At 42.3% G+C, this 15,425-nt stretch carries 22 protein-coding genes; 3 read left to right on the top strand and 19 right to left on the bottom strand.

The window, feature by feature from the left end; all coding sequences use genetic code 11:
• Positions 1-62 precede the first annotated feature (62 nt).
• The 13 genes from rplX to VB715_RS14205 form a co-directional block, all read right to left on the bottom strand.
• Positions 63-410 (bottom strand): 50S ribosomal protein L24, encoded by a 348-nt coding sequence (gene rplX / locus VB715_RS14265; protein ID WP_416336936.1) that lies wholly within the window; start codon positions 408-410, stop codon positions 63-65.
• Complete coding sequence (rplN, locus tag VB715_RS14260; protein ID WP_323289734.1) at positions 410-778, bottom strand: 50S ribosomal protein L14; 369 nt, start codon at positions 776-778, stop codon at positions 410-412. The genes rplX and rplN overlap by 1 nt, the downstream gene beginning before the upstream one ends.
• Before the next feature lie 16 nt (positions 779-794).
• On the bottom strand, positions 795-1,037 hold the full coding sequence (gene rpsQ / locus VB715_RS14255; protein ID WP_323289733.1) for a 30S ribosomal protein S17: 243 nt from the start codon (positions 1,035-1,037) through the stop codon (positions 795-797).
• Between the two features lie 7 nt (positions 1,038-1,044).
• Positions 1,045-1,275 (bottom strand): 50S ribosomal protein L29, encoded by a 231-nt coding sequence (gene rpmC, locus VB715_RS14250; protein WP_323301882.1) that lies wholly within the window; start codon positions 1,273-1,275, stop codon positions 1,045-1,047.
• Positions 1,276-1,278: 3 nt separating this feature from the next.
• Positions 1,279-1,698 (bottom strand): 50S ribosomal protein L16, encoded by a 420-nt coding sequence (gene rplP / locus VB715_RS14245; protein WP_323301881.1) that lies wholly within the window; start codon positions 1,696-1,698, stop codon positions 1,279-1,281.
• A gap of 88 nt (positions 1,699-1,786) precedes the next feature.
• The gene (rpsC, locus tag VB715_RS14240) at positions 1,787-2,512 is read right to left on the bottom strand and encodes a 30S ribosomal protein S3 (RefSeq protein WP_323301880.1); all 726 of its coding nucleotides are present in this window, start codon (positions 2,510-2,512) and stop codon (positions 1,787-1,789) included.
• A 34-nt stretch (positions 2,513-2,546) separates the two neighbouring features.
• Positions 2,547-2,909, bottom strand: a complete 363-nt coding sequence (gene rplV / locus VB715_RS14235; protein ID WP_323301879.1) for a 50S ribosomal protein L22 — start codon at positions 2,907-2,909, stop codon at positions 2,547-2,549.
• A 29-nt stretch (positions 2,910-2,938) separates the two neighbouring features.
• Positions 2,939-3,220, bottom strand: a complete 282-nt coding sequence (rpsS, locus tag VB715_RS14230; RefSeq protein WP_323289728.1) for a 30S ribosomal protein S19 — start codon at positions 3,218-3,220, stop codon at positions 2,939-2,941.
• Positions 3,221-3,269: 49 nt separating this feature from the next.
• Positions 3,270-4,097, bottom strand: coding sequence for a 50S ribosomal protein L2 (gene rplB / locus VB715_RS14225; protein ID WP_323301878.1), 828 nt, complete (start codon positions 4,095-4,097; stop codon positions 3,270-3,272).
• A gap of 89 nt (positions 4,098-4,186) precedes the next feature.
• Complete coding sequence (locus VB715_RS14220; protein WP_323301877.1) at positions 4,187-4,489, bottom strand: 50S ribosomal protein L23; 303 nt, start codon at positions 4,487-4,489, stop codon at positions 4,187-4,189.
• A complete protein-coding gene (rplD, locus tag VB715_RS14215) occupies positions 4,482-5,114 on the bottom strand; it encodes a 50S ribosomal protein L4 (protein ID WP_323301876.1) in 633 nt (210 codons plus the stop codon). The genes VB715_RS14220 and rplD overlap by 8 nt, the downstream gene beginning before the upstream one ends.
• Before the next feature lie 49 nt (positions 5,115-5,163).
• Positions 5,164-5,802 (bottom strand): 50S ribosomal protein L3, encoded by a 639-nt coding sequence (gene rplC, locus VB715_RS14210; protein WP_323301875.1) that lies wholly within the window; start codon positions 5,800-5,802, stop codon positions 5,164-5,166.
• Between the two features lie 696 nt (positions 5,803-6,498).
• Entirely contained in the window at positions 6,499-6,975 is a 477-nt protein-coding gene (locus tag VB715_RS14205; RefSeq protein ID WP_323301874.1) for a DUF29 domain-containing protein, read from the bottom strand.
• A 100-nt stretch (positions 6,976-7,075) separates the two neighbouring features.
• Here VB715_RS14205 and VB715_RS14200 point away from each other — a divergent pair, with 100 nt between their 5' ends.
• Positions 7,076-8,371 (top strand): pitrilysin family protein, encoded by a 1,296-nt coding sequence (locus tag VB715_RS14200; RefSeq protein ID WP_323301873.1) that lies wholly within the window; start codon positions 7,076-7,078, stop codon positions 8,369-8,371.
• 30 nt (positions 8,372-8,401) lie between these two features.
• Positions 8,402-9,268: a fructosamine kinase family protein gene (locus tag VB715_RS14195; RefSeq protein ID WP_323301917.1), complete on the top strand. Its 867-nt coding sequence runs from the start codon at positions 8,402-8,404 to the stop codon at positions 9,266-9,268.
• Between the two features lie 83 nt (positions 9,269-9,351).
• On the opposite strand, the gene VB715_RS14190 is transcribed toward VB715_RS14195, so the two are convergent.
• The 6 genes from VB715_RS14190 to VB715_RS14165 form a co-directional block, all read right to left on the bottom strand.
• Entirely contained in the window at positions 9,352-10,179 is an 828-nt protein-coding gene (locus VB715_RS14190) for a hypothetical protein (RefSeq protein ID WP_323301872.1), read from the bottom strand.
• Between the two features lie 101 nt (positions 10,180-10,280).
• Entirely contained in the window at positions 10,281-10,724 is a 444-nt protein-coding gene (locus VB715_RS14185) for a hypothetical protein (RefSeq protein ID WP_323301871.1), read from the bottom strand.
• On the bottom strand, positions 10,721-11,002 hold the full coding sequence (locus VB715_RS14180; protein ID WP_323301870.1) for a hypothetical protein: 282 nt from the start codon (positions 11,000-11,002) through the stop codon (positions 10,721-10,723). The genes VB715_RS14185 and VB715_RS14180 overlap by 4 nt, the downstream gene beginning before the upstream one ends.
• Before the next feature lie 28 nt (positions 11,003-11,030).
• Positions 11,031-12,029 carry a UDP-glucose 4-epimerase GalE gene (gene galE, locus VB715_RS14175; protein ID WP_323301869.1) on the bottom strand — a complete coding sequence of 333 codons (999 nt, stop codon included), beginning with the start codon at positions 12,027-12,029 and terminating at the stop codon, positions 11,031-11,033.
• A 152-nt stretch (positions 12,030-12,181) separates the two neighbouring features.
• Entirely contained in the window at positions 12,182-13,705 is a 1,524-nt protein-coding gene (trpE, locus tag VB715_RS14170) for an anthranilate synthase component I (protein ID WP_323301868.1), read from the bottom strand.
• Between the two features lie 156 nt (positions 13,706-13,861).
• Positions 13,862-14,290, bottom strand: coding sequence for a photosystem I reaction center subunit II PsaD (locus VB715_RS14165; RefSeq protein WP_323301867.1), 429 nt, complete (start codon positions 14,288-14,290; stop codon positions 13,862-13,864).
• Positions 14,291-14,843: 553 nt separating this feature from the next.
• On the opposite strand from VB715_RS14165, the gene VB715_RS14160 reads away from it, so the two are divergent.
• Positions 14,844-15,362 carry a prohibitin family protein gene (locus tag VB715_RS14160; RefSeq protein ID WP_323301866.1) on the top strand — a complete coding sequence of 173 codons (519 nt, stop codon included), beginning with the start codon at positions 14,844-14,846 and terminating at the stop codon, positions 15,360-15,362.
• The last annotated feature ends 63 nt before the right edge of the window (positions 15,363-15,425 follow it).

The following is a 15,425-nucleotide window of genomic DNA, read 5'->3' as shown; positions in this document are numbered from 1 at the left end:
CCTTATCCCTGGGCTTGGTCAGGGTAATTAATGAATTAGGTAATCTGGGAATTACTCAGGAATTAATCGATGATTTCCCCTGTTTTTTTCAACATCCGCACTTTACGACCTTCTTCTGTCACGGTGTAGGCGATGCGGCTAGCCACTTGTTCTTTGGTCGAGTACAACATGACATTAGAACTGTGGATCGGCCCTTCAAAGGTGGAAATTTGACCAGATTCCCCTTCTTGTTGGGGTTTAACGTGCTTGGTTCTGATGTTGACCCCTTGAACAGTGACTTGGCTTTTTTTGGGGTCGGTACTCAAAATTTCCCCTACTTTGCCTTTGTCACGCCCTGAAATAACTTGAACGGTATCCCCTTGTTTAACGTGCATTTTGTGACGTTTTGGGGCAGTTTTTTGATTACTCATCAAAGTACCTCCGGTGCCAAGGAAACGATTTTAGTATAGTTTTTATCCCGCAGTTCTCTGGCCACTGGGCCAAAAACACGAGTTCCTTTGGGATTACCATCATTGTTGATGATCACTGCGGCATTATCATCAAAACGAATCGTCATGCCACTGGCCCGTTTAACGGGCTGACGAGTCCGCACAATCACGGCTTTGACGATATCCGAGCGTTTGATGGGCATATTGGGAATGGCATCTTTAACGACGGCAATAATTTCATCCCCAATCTCACCAAAGCGGCAATTTCCTGTGCCGAGTACCCGTAAACACATGAGTTTACGGGCCCCACTATTATCAGCGACATTGAGATAGGTTTGCTGTTGAATCACGGTAGTAATTGGGTGATTAATGAGAGGTTAAAATTTCAGCGACGACCCAACGTTTGGTTTTGCTGAGGGGACGGGTTTCTTGAATGCGAACGCGATCGCCTTCTTGACATTGATTCTCTTGATCATGGGCTTTAAATTTCTTGGTTTTTACCATGATCTTGCCGTATTTGGGGTGAGGAGAGCGATTTTCAATGGCAACCACTACGGTTTTATCCATTTTATTGCTCACCACAACCCCGACTCTTTCTTTAACTGCCATAATCGGTTTATTCCTCCTCTTGTGGAGACGAAGGGCTAATATCTAGTTGACGTTCCCGTTCCACGGTCAATAGTTGAGCCATGCGATGACGAGTATGCTTAAACTCATGGGTTTTTTCTAAGCGGCGGGTGGCTTGCTGAAACCTCAAATCAAAGAGTTTACGCTTGGTGGCCAGAATTTCTTCTGTCAACTCCTGATCACTGAGTTTTCTCGCCTCTTCTATCTTCGGTAGTGCCATCGTTTAGATATACTCCTCTTCGCGGGTAATAAACTTCGTTTTGATGGGGAGTTTTTGGGCGGCTAGGCGCATGGCTTCGCGGGCAATGGGTTCTGTTACCCCTGATAACTCAAACAAGATCCGCCCTGGTTTAACCACGGCGACCCAAAATTCAGGGGAACCTTTCCCTGACCCCATCCGAGTTTCTGCAGGGCGCATGGTGACAGGTTTATCGGGGAAAACCCGAATCCAAATTTTACCACCCCGACGAATATAACGAGTCATGGCCCGTCTCCCTGCTTCGATCTGACGGGCTGTAATCCAACAGGGTTCTGTCGCTTGGAGAGCATAATCCCCAAAATTCAGGGTACTGCCCCGATAGGCCAGCCCTCTCATACGGCCTCGCTGTTGTTTACGGAATTTAGTTCTTCTAGGACTAAGCATTTTACTTATCAGTTATTAGTATTCAGTTATCAGTTATTCAGTTATCAGCTACTTTATCTTGTTAGTTTTGACTGGTCACTGAGCCTGATTACTGTTCATCAGATCGGTCTTCAAACTGTTGACGACGACGGCCTCGCCGTGGGTTTTGGGTCGGTGCTGGGGGTGCGGGTTCTTCTTGACCGGGAATAATTTCCCCTTTGAATACCCACACCTTCACCCCTAAAATGCCATAAATGGTTTGAGCCGTGCGATAAGAATAGTCAATATCGGCTCTCAGGGTATGAAGTGGTACGCGGCCTTCTCTAACCCATTCAGTCCGCGCAATTTCCGCCCCGTTGAGACGGCCGCTGACTTGGATCTTGATGCCCTTGACTTCTGCCCGTTGGGCCCGTTGAATGGCTTGACGGACAACTCGACGGAAGGAAACCCGTCGCTGTAATTGTTGAGTAATATACTCAGCTATCAAAGCGGCATCTGCGTCAACCCGTGAAACTTCAATCACATTGATCCGAATTTGGCGGTTGCCACCGAGTTGTTGTTGCAGTCCAACCCGCAGTTGTTCAATGCCACTGCCGCCTCGACCTACCACTACCCCAGGCCGGGCCGTGTGAATGGCGAGATCAATTTGATCAGCTTTGCGTTCAATGCGAATATCCGCAATACCCGCATTACTCAGGTTTTTTTCAACGTACTGGCGAATTTTTAGATCTTCTTTTAGCAGATCGGGATAGCGTTTAGTATCGGCATACCAACAAGATTTATGGTCTTTGGTGATGCCGAGACGAAAACCAATTGGATGAATTTTTTGTCCCATTTGCCTCTAAGGGTTGCGATATGAGCAGTTAGCTTTAGTTTTTCGTCACAGCAGGGGCGACGGCTACCGTAATGTGACAAGTCGGCTTACGGATTTGATAGGCGCGTCCTTGAGCCCTTGGTCGAAACCGTCGTAAACTCGGGCCACCATCGGCATAGGCTTGGCTAACGATTAAGGTGGCTCGATCCATACCTTGATTGTGTTCGGCATTGGCTGCGGCTGAGCGTAAAACCTTTAAAATTGGTTCACAGGCCCGATAGGGCATGAATTCCAAAATTATCAAGGCTTCGCGGTAGGAACGGCCGCGGATTTGGTCTAATACCCGTCGTACCTTAAAGGGGGACATACGGACATAGCGCGCAATGGCTTTGGCTTCTGTTGTCGTATCAACTGCCATGGTTATCTATTATCAGTAGTTCGTATTGGTTATCTTCGACCGGATTTTTTATCGCTTTTCGCGTGGCCTCGAAAGGTTCGCGTCGGGGCAAATTCCCCTAATTTATGACCAACCATTTGTTCAGAAATAAAAATCGGAACGTGTTGTTTCCCGTTGTGAACGGCGATGGTATGGCCAACCATGAGGGGAACAATCGTCGAAGCTCTAGACCAGGTTTTAATTACCTGTTTATCTCCTTTCTCATTGAGTTTTTCAATTTTAGAAAGGAGACTATCTGCGATGAACGGGCCTTTTTTGAGAGAGCGTCCCATAAGCAATTACAAGAATGAAGGTTCAATGGTTCGAGAAAAGTGGTTAACCCTAATTGCGACGACGCACAATGAGACGAGAACTCGCTTTTTTCTTGTTACGAGTCTTCGCTCCTAAGGTGGGTTTACCCCAAGGAGTCACTGGGCCACTTCTCCCGATGGGAGCGCGTCCCTCTCCCCCTCCATGGGGGTGATCCACTGGGTTCATGACGCTTCCTCTCACATGGGGTCTACGGCCCAGGTGTCGTTTGCGTCCTGCTTTCCCTAATTTTAAATTTCTGGCATCGCTGTTACCGACTTTCCCGATGGTGGCATAGCACTCTTTTCGCACCATGCGGACTTCTTTGGAAGGTAATTTCAAGGTAACATAGTCCCCTTCTTTGGCCACCAATTGGGCTGAACCCCCAGCAGCGCGAACCATTTGTCCGCCTTTTCCGGCCACCAGTTCAATATTATGAACGTCGGTTCCCAAGGGAATTCGGGACAAGGGCAGGGCATTTCCTACCTCAAAGGGGGCATCTTCTCCAGATATTACCGTTGTGCCAACGGTAACGCCAGCAGGGGCTAAAATATATCTCTTTTCTCCATCTTGGTAGAAAAGGAGGGCAATACGAGCGTTACGATTGGGATCATACTCAATCGCTGCAACTTTAGCCGGAATACCATATTTATCCCGTCGAAAGTCTATAATTCGATAAAGCCGTTTATGACCGCCGCCACGATGACGACTGGTAATAACCCCGCGATTATTGCGCCCTTTCTGGTTGTGTTTATACGTTGTTAGTGATTTTTCCGGCTCACTTTTAGTGATTTCCGCGAAATCCGAGACAGAGGCCTGTCTGGTTCCTGGAGTGTATGGCCGATAGGTTCTAATACCCATGATTATCTGTTATTTTTGGTCAGTGAATAAGGGAGTCACTGGTTATCATAATGAGGTCGGGAGAAAAATTACCCGATTCAAAACCAGCGTTATACGTCAGGGAAGAGGCCGATAGTGTCCCCTTCTTCCAAGGTGACGATCGCTCGCTTGTATAGGGATTTGTAACCAATAAACTTACCGACACGACGTTTCTTGCGTGGGGGACGGGCAGTGTTGACCCCAATTACGCTAACCCCAAATAGACCCTCTATAGCTGCCTTAATTTCGGGTTTGGTCGCTTTTAAAGCTACATCAAAGACATATTTGTTCTGCTCTAAGAGCCGGGTCGCTTTTTCAGTAATGATCGGCTTGATCACTAAATCAGCCAGGTCACGGGGATTATCTTTAATCATTGTAAACCTCCTGGATTTTGGCTAGGGCTTCGGAGGTGGCGACAATTTTGTCGGCATTGAGCAGATCATAGACGTTGAGTCCATCAGCCCGCAAAAGCTTGACATAGCAAAGGTTTCGAGCGGATAAATAGACGCTGTCTGGTGAGTCTACTAGGATTAAAGCCACTTTTTGGTTTGCTTCGACACCCCAACGACTTAGGGCTAAGGCGAGTTCTTTGGTTTTGGGTTGGGGCAATTGTTCGGCAAAGTTTTCCACCACAATTAAATCCTCTGCCCGACTGCCTAGGGCCGTTCTCAGGGCGAGTCTTCGTTCTTTGCGGTTCATTTTGAGGTTGAAGTCTCTGGGTTTGGGTCCAAAGATCACCCCACCACCACGCCACAGGGGGGAACGGTTTGATCCCGCTCTGGCTCTCCCTGTACCTTTTTGTCGCCAGGGTTTGCGTCCACCACCTCTTACTTCGGCTCTGGTTTTGGCGGAAGCCGTGCCTTGACGGGCATTAGTAAGTTGACGAGTGACGGCGCGATGGAGAATGTGAGAAGCATTCTCTTCTTTTGCCACTTTTAATTCAAGGGTTGCCTGGCCAACTTCTTCCCCTTGCCAATTTTTAACGTTACAGTTAACCATTTTTCTTTATCAGTTCTCAGCTTTATTGCTCGGTTTTCCTGGGTTTTAGTTACTTACCGACGGTTTTGGCCGGGGTAATACTCAGGAGACTCCCTTTTTTGCCAGGCACGGCTCCTTTAATTAATAAAAGGTTACGCTCTGCGTCTACTCGCACAACTTGTAAGTGACGAGCGGTCACTTGGGTTGCCCCATATTGACCTGCCATGCGCTTACCAGGATAAACCCGTCCTGGGGTGGTTCCGGCTCCGGTTGAACCTGGAAGGCGGTGGTTTTTCGAGCCGTGGGTCATATTGCCTCGTTTGAAGTTATGCCGCTTTTGATAGCCGGCAAATCCCCGTCCCATTGAGGTTCCAGCCACATCAACGATGTCACCTGTATTGAAGACATCGGCTTTGAGGGCTGAGCCTAATTCATAGGCGGCGGTATCATCAACGCGGTATTCCTTCAGATGGCGTAGAGGAGTTGCTTCTGCTCTTTTTAAATGCCCTAATTCGGGTTTAGTCAGGGCTTTTTCTTTGACTTCTAAATAGCCAATTTGGATGGCACTGTAACCATCTGTGTCCGATGTTTTAACTTGTGTAACGGTACAGGGGCCGGCTTGAACGACTGTCACAGGAATAGCAAGTCCTGATTCTTGGTCGAAAATTTGGGTCATGCCGAGTTTAGTACCGAGGAGACCGATAGCCACGGGTTTTTTCCTCTAGGGGCTAGACAACATTGTTCGGGAGGCATTAGCCGCCCCAACAGGCGGGATAGGTTCTCCCCGCTTGCTTTATGAATACGCACTAATTTAAGTTAGGCGACATCAATATAGACAGTTAACGATATGTTTAACCTGCTTGTGAAAACGGGTTAAGTTGGTTCGCCGTGACTCTCCAAGACTTAAAGAATTGTTTCTTCAGTATCTTGAAGCGGCTTGTGTCCTTTTAGGTCACCTAAGGTCGATGGACTAGCTTTTGGCCACAATCACACATTGTATATGAAATTGGATATAAAAGGCAAGGTTAATTGTAATTTTTTTAAGTCATCCCAATTCCTGAAAACTTGTACTACAAATCAGACTGTTGTTGTCAGGGTCAACGGCCGTTGACCCCTACCCATTCCTCGTCTTAATCTTTTAATAATTTTGATAATAAGTTTATTTTAGTCAAAATACTTGACTTTCCCCCCTCTGTGCTACGATTCGAGCCTTTAACGAAACAAACTTCAACCCTATTATGTAAAGTAAGTCTCAACCCATCACTGCGACCAAATTTCCTAAGCTTTTATTTGAGAGGAGTTAACGGCTGTTAGCTCCTATTTTAGATCATTAAGTAGCTGTAAGGGAATAAAACATGGTTAAGTCCTGTTGTTTGCGGGCAGAATAGTATTATGCCCCTACGGATTAATTGTTGCAGGTAATTGGAAGCCAATTATCATCTAAAATTTGCTCTGCATTAGCGATAGAATCAACAGGAAAAGTATTAGAAGGAAGTCGAGTTTTTTTGCAGGTAATTTTTACTGCGTCTTTATAAGACTTTTCTATAATTTGTCTTAGATAAGGCTTCAAACTAGGACTATCTTCTAATAACTCTTTAATCTGAACCCGAAAATTTTGAATTTCTCCTTCCCATCCTGCTTGATTATACTCTCTTTCTGATTTCCAGTAAGCTAACTTTAAAAAGTGTTCAAATAGACGAGTTAATAAACTTTTTAAGGCTCGTTTATCATTTCTCGTCATTCCCTCTATTTCCTCTAATAAGTTTTCCCAATCTACTTGAGAATATTCACTGTTGCGAAGTTGTTCTAAAGTGATTTCTAACCAGAGTTGATAATCTTGATCGTATAACTTTTCTGTTGATAATTTTGTTTTTCTAATCATAATATTTTTCTTAATTAAGAGAATGCTGTCAATTGAATTTTGTTGTCATGCCCAAATTGCCATGTAAGATAGAATTAGCAGACTCGATCAATATTATTATATGCTCACTTCCGTTCTCGACTCGTCAGTTTCCCATGCACCCACTATTGTTAATCTGGACAATGGTTTAACGATTATTGCTGAACAAATGCCTGTAGAAGCAGTTAACCTCAATGTCTGGTTGAGGGTGGGTTCAGCGTTAGAATCTAATGAGATCAATGGGATGGCTCATTTTCTCGAACACATGGTCTTTAAGGGGACACCAAGCTTGAAAAGTGGAGAATTTGAGCAAAGGATTGAACAAAGAGGAGCCGTTACCAATGCAGCTACTTCTCAAGAGTACACCCATTTCTATGTTACCAGTGCGCCAGCAGATTTTGCCAGTTTAATGCCTTTACAATTGGATGTGGTGTTAAACCCCAGTATCGGGGATGAAGCCTTTGAAAGAGAACGATTTGTGGTATTAGAAGAAATCCGTCGCTCTGATGACAACCCTCGTCGTCGCACCTTTTATCGAGCGATGGAGACTTGTTTTGAAAGTTTACCCTATCGTCGTCCAGTATTGGGGCCAGCTTCGGTGATCGAACAGTTAACCCCGCAGCAAATGCGGGATTTTCATGCCAGTTGTTATCAACCAGAGTCAGTAACGGCAGTTGCGGTGGGTAATCTTCCGGTGGAAAAATTAATTAAACTGGTGACGGATAGTTTTGACCAAACTTACAGTCCAAAACCTCAAGTTTCGGAAAAATTTGAAGGGTTAACTTTGCCTTTTTCTGCTGAACTGCCTTTTACTGATATTGTTCGTCATAATTATGAAGATGAACGTCTGCAACAAGCGCGTTTGATGATGATGTGGCGGGTTCCTGGATTACTTGATTTGAGCGAAACCTATGCTTTAGATGTTTTAGCAGCAATTTTAGGACAAGGAAAAGTTTCTCGACTGTTTCGGGAGTTACGGGAAGAAAAGGGCTTAGTATCTCATGTGAGTGTCAGTAATATGACCCAAAATATTCAAGGAATGTTTTATGTAGCGGCACAATTACCATCGGAAAATCTGGCAGAAGTAGAACAAATTATTGCTAAACATTTACGGCAGATTCAAGAAGAATCAGTTACATTAGCAGAATTAGAAAGGATTCAGACTCAGGTAGTGAATCGCTTTATTTTTAGTAATGAACGACCAAGTGATCGCGCTAATCTTTATGGCTATTATTATTCTCAACTGCAAGATTTAAGTCCGGCCCTAACTTATCCTGCTAGAATTCAAGCATTGAGTTTAGATGATATTCAAGCCGCAGCGCAACAATATTTGTCTCCTAATGCTTATGGTATCACAGTAGTCAAACCGACTGTTTGAGATTGTTAATTGTTAATGGTTAATTGAATGATGTGGACACAAATTACTGAACATATTAGCCAAACCACCGGAGAAATCTTTCAAATTGAAAAACAACGTTCTGTGAGTGGGGGATGTATTAATCAAGGGTATTGTCTGATTGGCAAAAAGATTAATTACTTTGTAAAAATTAATCATGCTTCTCAGGTAGAAATGTTTGCGGCTGAAGCATTAGGATTAAAAGAAATGTCAGCAACTCAAACAATTCGTGTTCCTCAACCGATTTGTTGGGGAATGGTTGAACGCTCTAGTTATATTGTTTTAGAGTGGTTAGAATTTAGCCAAGCTTCTAATCAGTCTTGGGAAGAAATGGGGCGAAAATTAGCAAAAATGCACGCTCATCCAGGAGATAAACGATTTGGTTGGGAGCGTAATAATACTATTGGTTCGACCCCTCAAGTCAATACTTGGACAGAAAATTGGGCAGATTTTTTTGCCGATCATCGGATTGGTTTTCAGTTAAAATTGGCGAAACGAAAAGGGGGAAGTTTTGGAGATTATACTCAAATTGTCGAAAAAATTAGACATTTATTAAGAGAAATTAAACCGCAATCTTCTCTTGTTCATGGGGATTTATGGTCTGGTAATGTGGCAGTAACAGAAGCAGGAGAACCCGTTATTTTAGACCCGGCCACTTATTATGGTGATCGAGAGGTTGATCTAGCCATGACAGAGCTTTTTGGGGGGTTTCCTGCGGCTTTTTATCGGGGATATAATGAAGTGTTTCCCTTAGCTGAAGGTTATAAAAAGCGGAAGATAATTTATAATCTTTATCACATTTTAAATCATTTTAATTTGTTTGGAGGGGGCTATGGTTCTCAGGCAAATTTTATGATCCAAGAAATTTTAATCTTTTAAGTATTATAGATGAAATCAAAAAAAGAATCCTGCTAAAAACTGAGCAAGGTTGTAGAGACGTTTCCTGAAACGTCTCTATGATATTAGTTGAGATCAAAAGAAGGTCGAGACTTGCGTTGTGTTGTAATTTGTCGTAGTCTGTCTAAATATTTGGAAACCACAATGCTTCCATCTTCATAAGTTGTGAAAACTTTTTTCTCGCTAACCCCTAAAGGCGCACCTTTTGCATGGCTATTATATTGGCGCATCATTTGGGGAGAAAGAGGTTGATGTTTTTTATTAGAGACAATAATTACTTCAGGGTTACAATAATTAAATACTTCCTGACAATAACCGGTTTCTTCTCCATGATTAGCCGCCACAAACATATTAACTCTTTCTAACCGTTGGCGAAAATTAGCTGATTGCAAAAGATTATACCAGCCATCGGTTTCGAGATCACTTGGTAAGATCATGTTAATGTCTCGATATTGAATAAAGGTAACGAGACTTAAATTGTGAGGGGCTTGAAAATCTGGGTATTTATTCCAGAAAAATGAAAGTTTTAGTTCATCTATTTCGATAGTTTGACTGCTATCTGTCAGATTAATTAAACTATGATCGAGAGATTGAGGAAACCGTTTAAAGGCAGAAAACTGTTCGGTATTGACCGTCGGATTAGCTACTAAAAAATGGATCGGAATATCATGCTGCCAAGATTGATTGACCAATGCAGGAAATCCCGCTAAATGGTCTTGGGTGTAAGCTGGAAGCACTAGGTAATCTAGGGAATGACAGTGCTTTTGCCAGATATATTGTGAGGGTTGGAATTGACTTCCTGAACCACAATCAATTAGGATTGCGTGGCGATCACTTCTGTCAATAGCCGCACAAAATCCTTGTTCTACCTCGAAAATTTGAATATCTATCATACTTTTGGGTCTTAGTGAGAATATGGTATAACTAATAGCCCTCCTGTCATCATAGGGGATAACCTTATCTTTACCCTGTCTTTTTATTCTTTTTTAAGCTCTCAATTTTCTTGGCAATAACTATTCATTTGACTGCTTAATTCTTGCTCTTTTTTTCCTAATTGTTGAACTTGTTGCTGCATCAATCTAGCGGTACTAATATCTTGATTGTTTAAGGCAGAAACAAATTGACGGGTCGTATCCGCATTCCCTTGATAAATTTCAGCAAACCCCATTTGATATTCAACTAACTGTTCATCTTCAATTTTTAATTGCTTCATTTGTTGAGCAGTTTCTTCAAAGGAATCTGCTACTTGTAAAACTTTTTTAATGTCTTTGGTTTGACGATTATTAGAACTTTCTTCGGCAATTTTTTGAGTAATTAAGATTATTTTTTGACACTGAGAAATTTTGTTTTCGGCACAGCTTCCCAACCATAAATTACTGGAAATTATTAGTATGTAAAATCCAGAATAAAAATAAAATTTTGTCTTTCTTTTCATCATTTTTGGTTACTCAAAGTGTTAACTAATGTGTGAATAAGATAGGTTAATTGAGTTAGTTGTTCTCTCGATTCTGTTTGAGCATCGACTAAAGTTTGGATGGACTCAGTTAAGGCAAAAATTTGATAGCCTTGCTGTTGAATTTGATGTTCTTGTTGTTGCACTTGTTCAGCAAGGGTTTCCATTCTTTCTGCTAAATGTTCTACGGTTTCAGTGGTGGCAATAACAGCTTCCCCCATGCGTTCGAGAATTGATTCTATTTGTTCTGTTGTGTGACTCATTGGGTTTCTCAATCATTAATTTTTAAGGTTATCTATGTCGCTTTTGATGCCATTTCCAAGCATGATTAACAATAGTTTCAAGGTCAGAATATTGAGGTTTCCATCCTAAAATTGACTGAGCTTTTTGACTACTTCCTACTAACATTGGGGGATCACCTGGACGGCGATCGCTTTCTTTAACTAAAAAGTCAATTCCGGTGATTTTTTTGGCAGTATCAATGACTTCTCGCACAGAAAAGCCATTGCCATTCCCTAAGTTAAACATTTCACTATTTCCCCCATTTAAAAGGTATTCTAAGCCTAAAACATGGGCTGAAGCTAAATCATTAACATGAATATAATCTCTAACTGCTGTGCCATCAGGAGTCTCATAATCTGTGCCAAAAATAAAGAGATGATCTCGTTTTTTTAAGGCTGTTAATAAGGCTAAGGGAATGAGATGAGTTTCGGGGGTATGATCTTCTCCTAACTGTCCCGATGGATCGGCTCCCGATGCGTTAAAATAACGGAATATAACAGATTTTAGTCCATAAGCCTGATCAAAATCTCTTAAAATTTGTTCTACCATATACTTACTAGAAGCATAGGGACTGACAGGATTATTGGGATGATTTTCTGTCATAGGAATTGCTTGAGGCATCCCATAAATAGCACAGGTAGAAGAGAAGACAAACTTATGAATATTAGCGGCGATCATGGCCTCTAATAAAGTGAGGGTTCCCGTGACATTATTTCGATAATAGATAGCTGGATTGTTAACAGATTCTCCTACTGCAATAAATGCCGCAAAGTGCATCACAGCAGCAATATTTCGAGTTGAAAAGATTTGATCCAAAAGGGGGCGATCGCTAGTATCTCCCACAATTAATTCAGCTTTTAAAACATCTTTGACTAACTCAGCATGGCCATAGGAAAGGTTATCAAAAACAATGACTTCATAACCGGATTTTTGGAGGGATAAAACCGCATGGGAACCAATATATCCGGCCCCTCCTGTCACTAAAATTGTGGGTTTACTGTTAGACACAACAACTCCTCAAACTGGGGTAGGTACTCAATTAAGACCAATAGTAACAGCGATCGCCGCGACAAAGAATCAGCACCTAATCAATTTTACCGATTTTTTTGACTTCCTAGGAGTTTCAATAATACTAATTATTCCTTGTAATTAATCATTACTTAAGTTAAACAACGAATGGCTTCTAATAACCCTCTGGCCTTATTTAAGGTTTCCTCATATTCCTTTTCCGGTTGAGAATCAGCTACTAATCCGGCCCCTGCTTGTACGGACACGAGATGTTGATTACCCCCTAAAGGACGTACCACCATAGTGCGAATAGTGATCGCGGTGTTTAACTGTCCTTCAAAATCATAATAACCATACACTCCTGAATAGGGGCCCCGTCGTTCCGGTTCCAATTCATGGATAATTTCCATGGCCCGAATTTTGGGCGCACCGCTAACGGTTCCTGCCGGGAAACAGGCTTTAAATAAGTCCCAAGGGGTTTTATTGGGGGCCAATTCTCCAATCACATTACTAACAATGTGCATGACATGGGAATAGCGTTCAATCACCATTAATTCATCAACGGTGACACTGCCTTTACAACAGGCCCGGCCTAAATCATTCCGTCCCAAGTCTACTAACATGACGTGTTCGGCGATTTCTTTGGGATCTTCTAATAAATCTGCTGCTAAGGCCTGATCTTCAGCGAAGGTTTTACCCCTCGGTCTGGTTCCGGCAATGGGGCGTAAGGTTGCTTTAAGGGGCTTTCCTTCGATTTTTTCGGCTTTAACCATCACTTCAGGACTTGAGCCAATAATCTGCCAATCCCCAAAATTATAATAGGCCATGTAGGGGGAAGGATTAATTAGGCGCAGGGAGCGATAAAGATGAAAGGGATTATCACTATAATGGGCTTGTAAGCGTTGGGAAAGTACAACTTGAAAGATATGCCCTGCACGGATATATTCCTTCGCTTGACGCACATTCTCGCAAAATTGAGACTGTTCTGTATTACTTTTATAAGCTAGGGGAGCAGATTCTGCTGATTTCGGGTTTAATTCTAAGGGTTTGGCTTCAACGGGTAAGGGCAATTGTAACTTTAAGACCAATTTTGTGACGCGATCGCAAGCCTGTTGATAAGCTTCTTCCAGATTCACTGCGGGATCGCGTAAATCTGCATAGGCGATCGCCCAAATCTTCCGTTTCACCTGATCAAAAATAATCAGATGATCTACTTGCATCCACACCCCATCGGGTAAATCATCAGGGGTGATGGGATAAATTGGGACACGGGGTTCTATCCAATTGATTAATTCATAGCCCCAAAACCCAAATAACCCACCGATACCAGAGGGAAGTTGCGGTAAAGTGACAGGTTTAATGGCAGCTAAACAGTCCGTCAAAATTTCAAAGGGGTTGCCTTCAAATACGTTAACCGTACCATCTCGATAGGTTTGGCGAGTGGTTTGTCCTCTCGCTTCTAATACCCAAACGGGATCACAACCTAAAAAGCTGTAGCGTCCCAGGTTTTCGCCGCCTTCCACTGATTCCAGTAAAAAACTATAGGGTTGATCCGCACAAACCTTGTACCAAGAGGAAACAGGGGTTTCGAGATCCGCCACCCATTCCTGATAAACAGGGACAAAATTACCCTGCTTGGCCAAATCAGAAAACTGCTCAAAATCGGGGAACATCATAATATCGCTTCGCTCGAAGTCTAAAATTAACTTGTGACTTCTTGAATTGTGAGCAGTGGCCAGTTACCAATCATTTTCCCTTAGTTCAGGCTTATCAGCTTATTCCGATAAGTCAGCCCTAATTTGTCCTAATTGGTTCCTGGCCACCATCGTTAATTAAACGTCATAGGGGGCGTTCCCTGAGAATTTCAGGGTAACAGGTTCTGGGTTATTCCCAATTTTTCTGTCTTTCTTGCCGTTAAATTCACGACCTTCATTGACTTTTTCGGGGAAGACTCCATCAGCGGGATGGAGATATTGGGTTTCACCGCTGGGATAAATGCGGTAAATTTTATAATCTTGGATTCTGGGCTTAAACTTTGTCCGTAACTGGGTTCCCAGGGCTAGACATTGTTCTTTGCGGGCTAAGTATAGGAGGTTTTCTCCTTCATTCATGATGGCGGCCCCACCTGTGGGCATTTCAAAGACTTGCTCTGTGGAGCTTGTCCAGGTGATGGCATATTTTTCTTCGCGTTCGGCTTTTGAGAGTAAGCCTCCGGTGCTGCCACCGAATTTGGGAAGTTGTCCTTTAAGCTCTTCTGCCATGGTAATTTAATTTCCCTCAAAAAGGTGTTTTAGGGCATCGTATCACTGAGATCCTCTTTGTTACCTAGGTTAGTAAAGAACTGTAACAATTGACCGTTAGATTGAGGGGCTGATTAACTGAACTTATTCACAGGCCCCCTCCGTAGGGGTAATTGATGAATTACCCGTACCGGTAGTGCTGGGGCGTAAGTCCTGATGATGAAGGAAGCAAGGGGAGCAGGGGAAGGAGAGGCCTCAGAGGAAGAAAAGCTTTTTGTAGAAATAGATAGCTTGCAATAATTTTGAGCAGTCACAGAGAAATAAAAAGACAAAGTGAAAAACCTATCCAATTACTAATAAAGTTCATAAAGTTCATTTTTTATACTTTTTCTTGCAGTAAATATGGTTTTTTGTTATTGTTTTAATAATGGAAAATAAATCAAGTCAAACAACAATTAAGTATTGTGAATAACAATCATGTCTTTCATCGCAATTATGTCTCTATTGGAGTATTCTTTCTCCTGGTACTTTTCTTTTTAATTTTTAGATCTTTTGTCGTTATATCAACAGATCTTTGAATTGGTATATTGATCCTAAGAAAACCAATCAGATTTATCAAAATATTGGAAATAATGTTCAGCTAATTAATGTTATTGTTACTCCAGCGATTCAGGAAGCTGTTAAAGCATCAACTCCTAAAAGGAATGCTGAAGAAATTTTAAAGCAGAGAGAAATACTTAAGCAAGAAATTGATAAAAGTGTTGCGAATAAACTCAAAAAATATGGAATAGAAGTGGTGGATATTTCCCTAGTAAATTTAACCTTCTCAGATGATTATAAAAAAGCAGTAGAAAGAAAGAAAATCGCTGAACAAGAAGCTGAAACTGCTCGAAAAGAAGCGGAGGCAGTTATTGAACAGGCTAGGGGACAAGCGGAATCTCAAAAATTGTTAAGACAGTCCCTAAATCCACAACTCTTACAAAAACAAGCAATTGAAAAATGGGATGGCCGTTTTCCTACTGTTATGGGGGGAAATGGAAGCTTACCATTGATTAATATTGACCCTTCTCAAACATCTCCCTTAAATCCTTAACTCAACAATAATCTTACTGCTACCTCAAATAAACCGAATCTCAGATCATAATTTAGCTTGTCT

Origin of the sequence: Crocosphaera sp. UHCC 0190, assembly GCF_034932065.1 — a bacterium.
GTDB lineage: Bacteria > Cyanobacteriota > Cyanobacteriia > Cyanobacteriales > Microcystaceae > UHCC-0190.
Note: the sequence above shows the minus strand (reverse complement) of the source record. Positions and strands in the feature narration are given on the sequence as shown.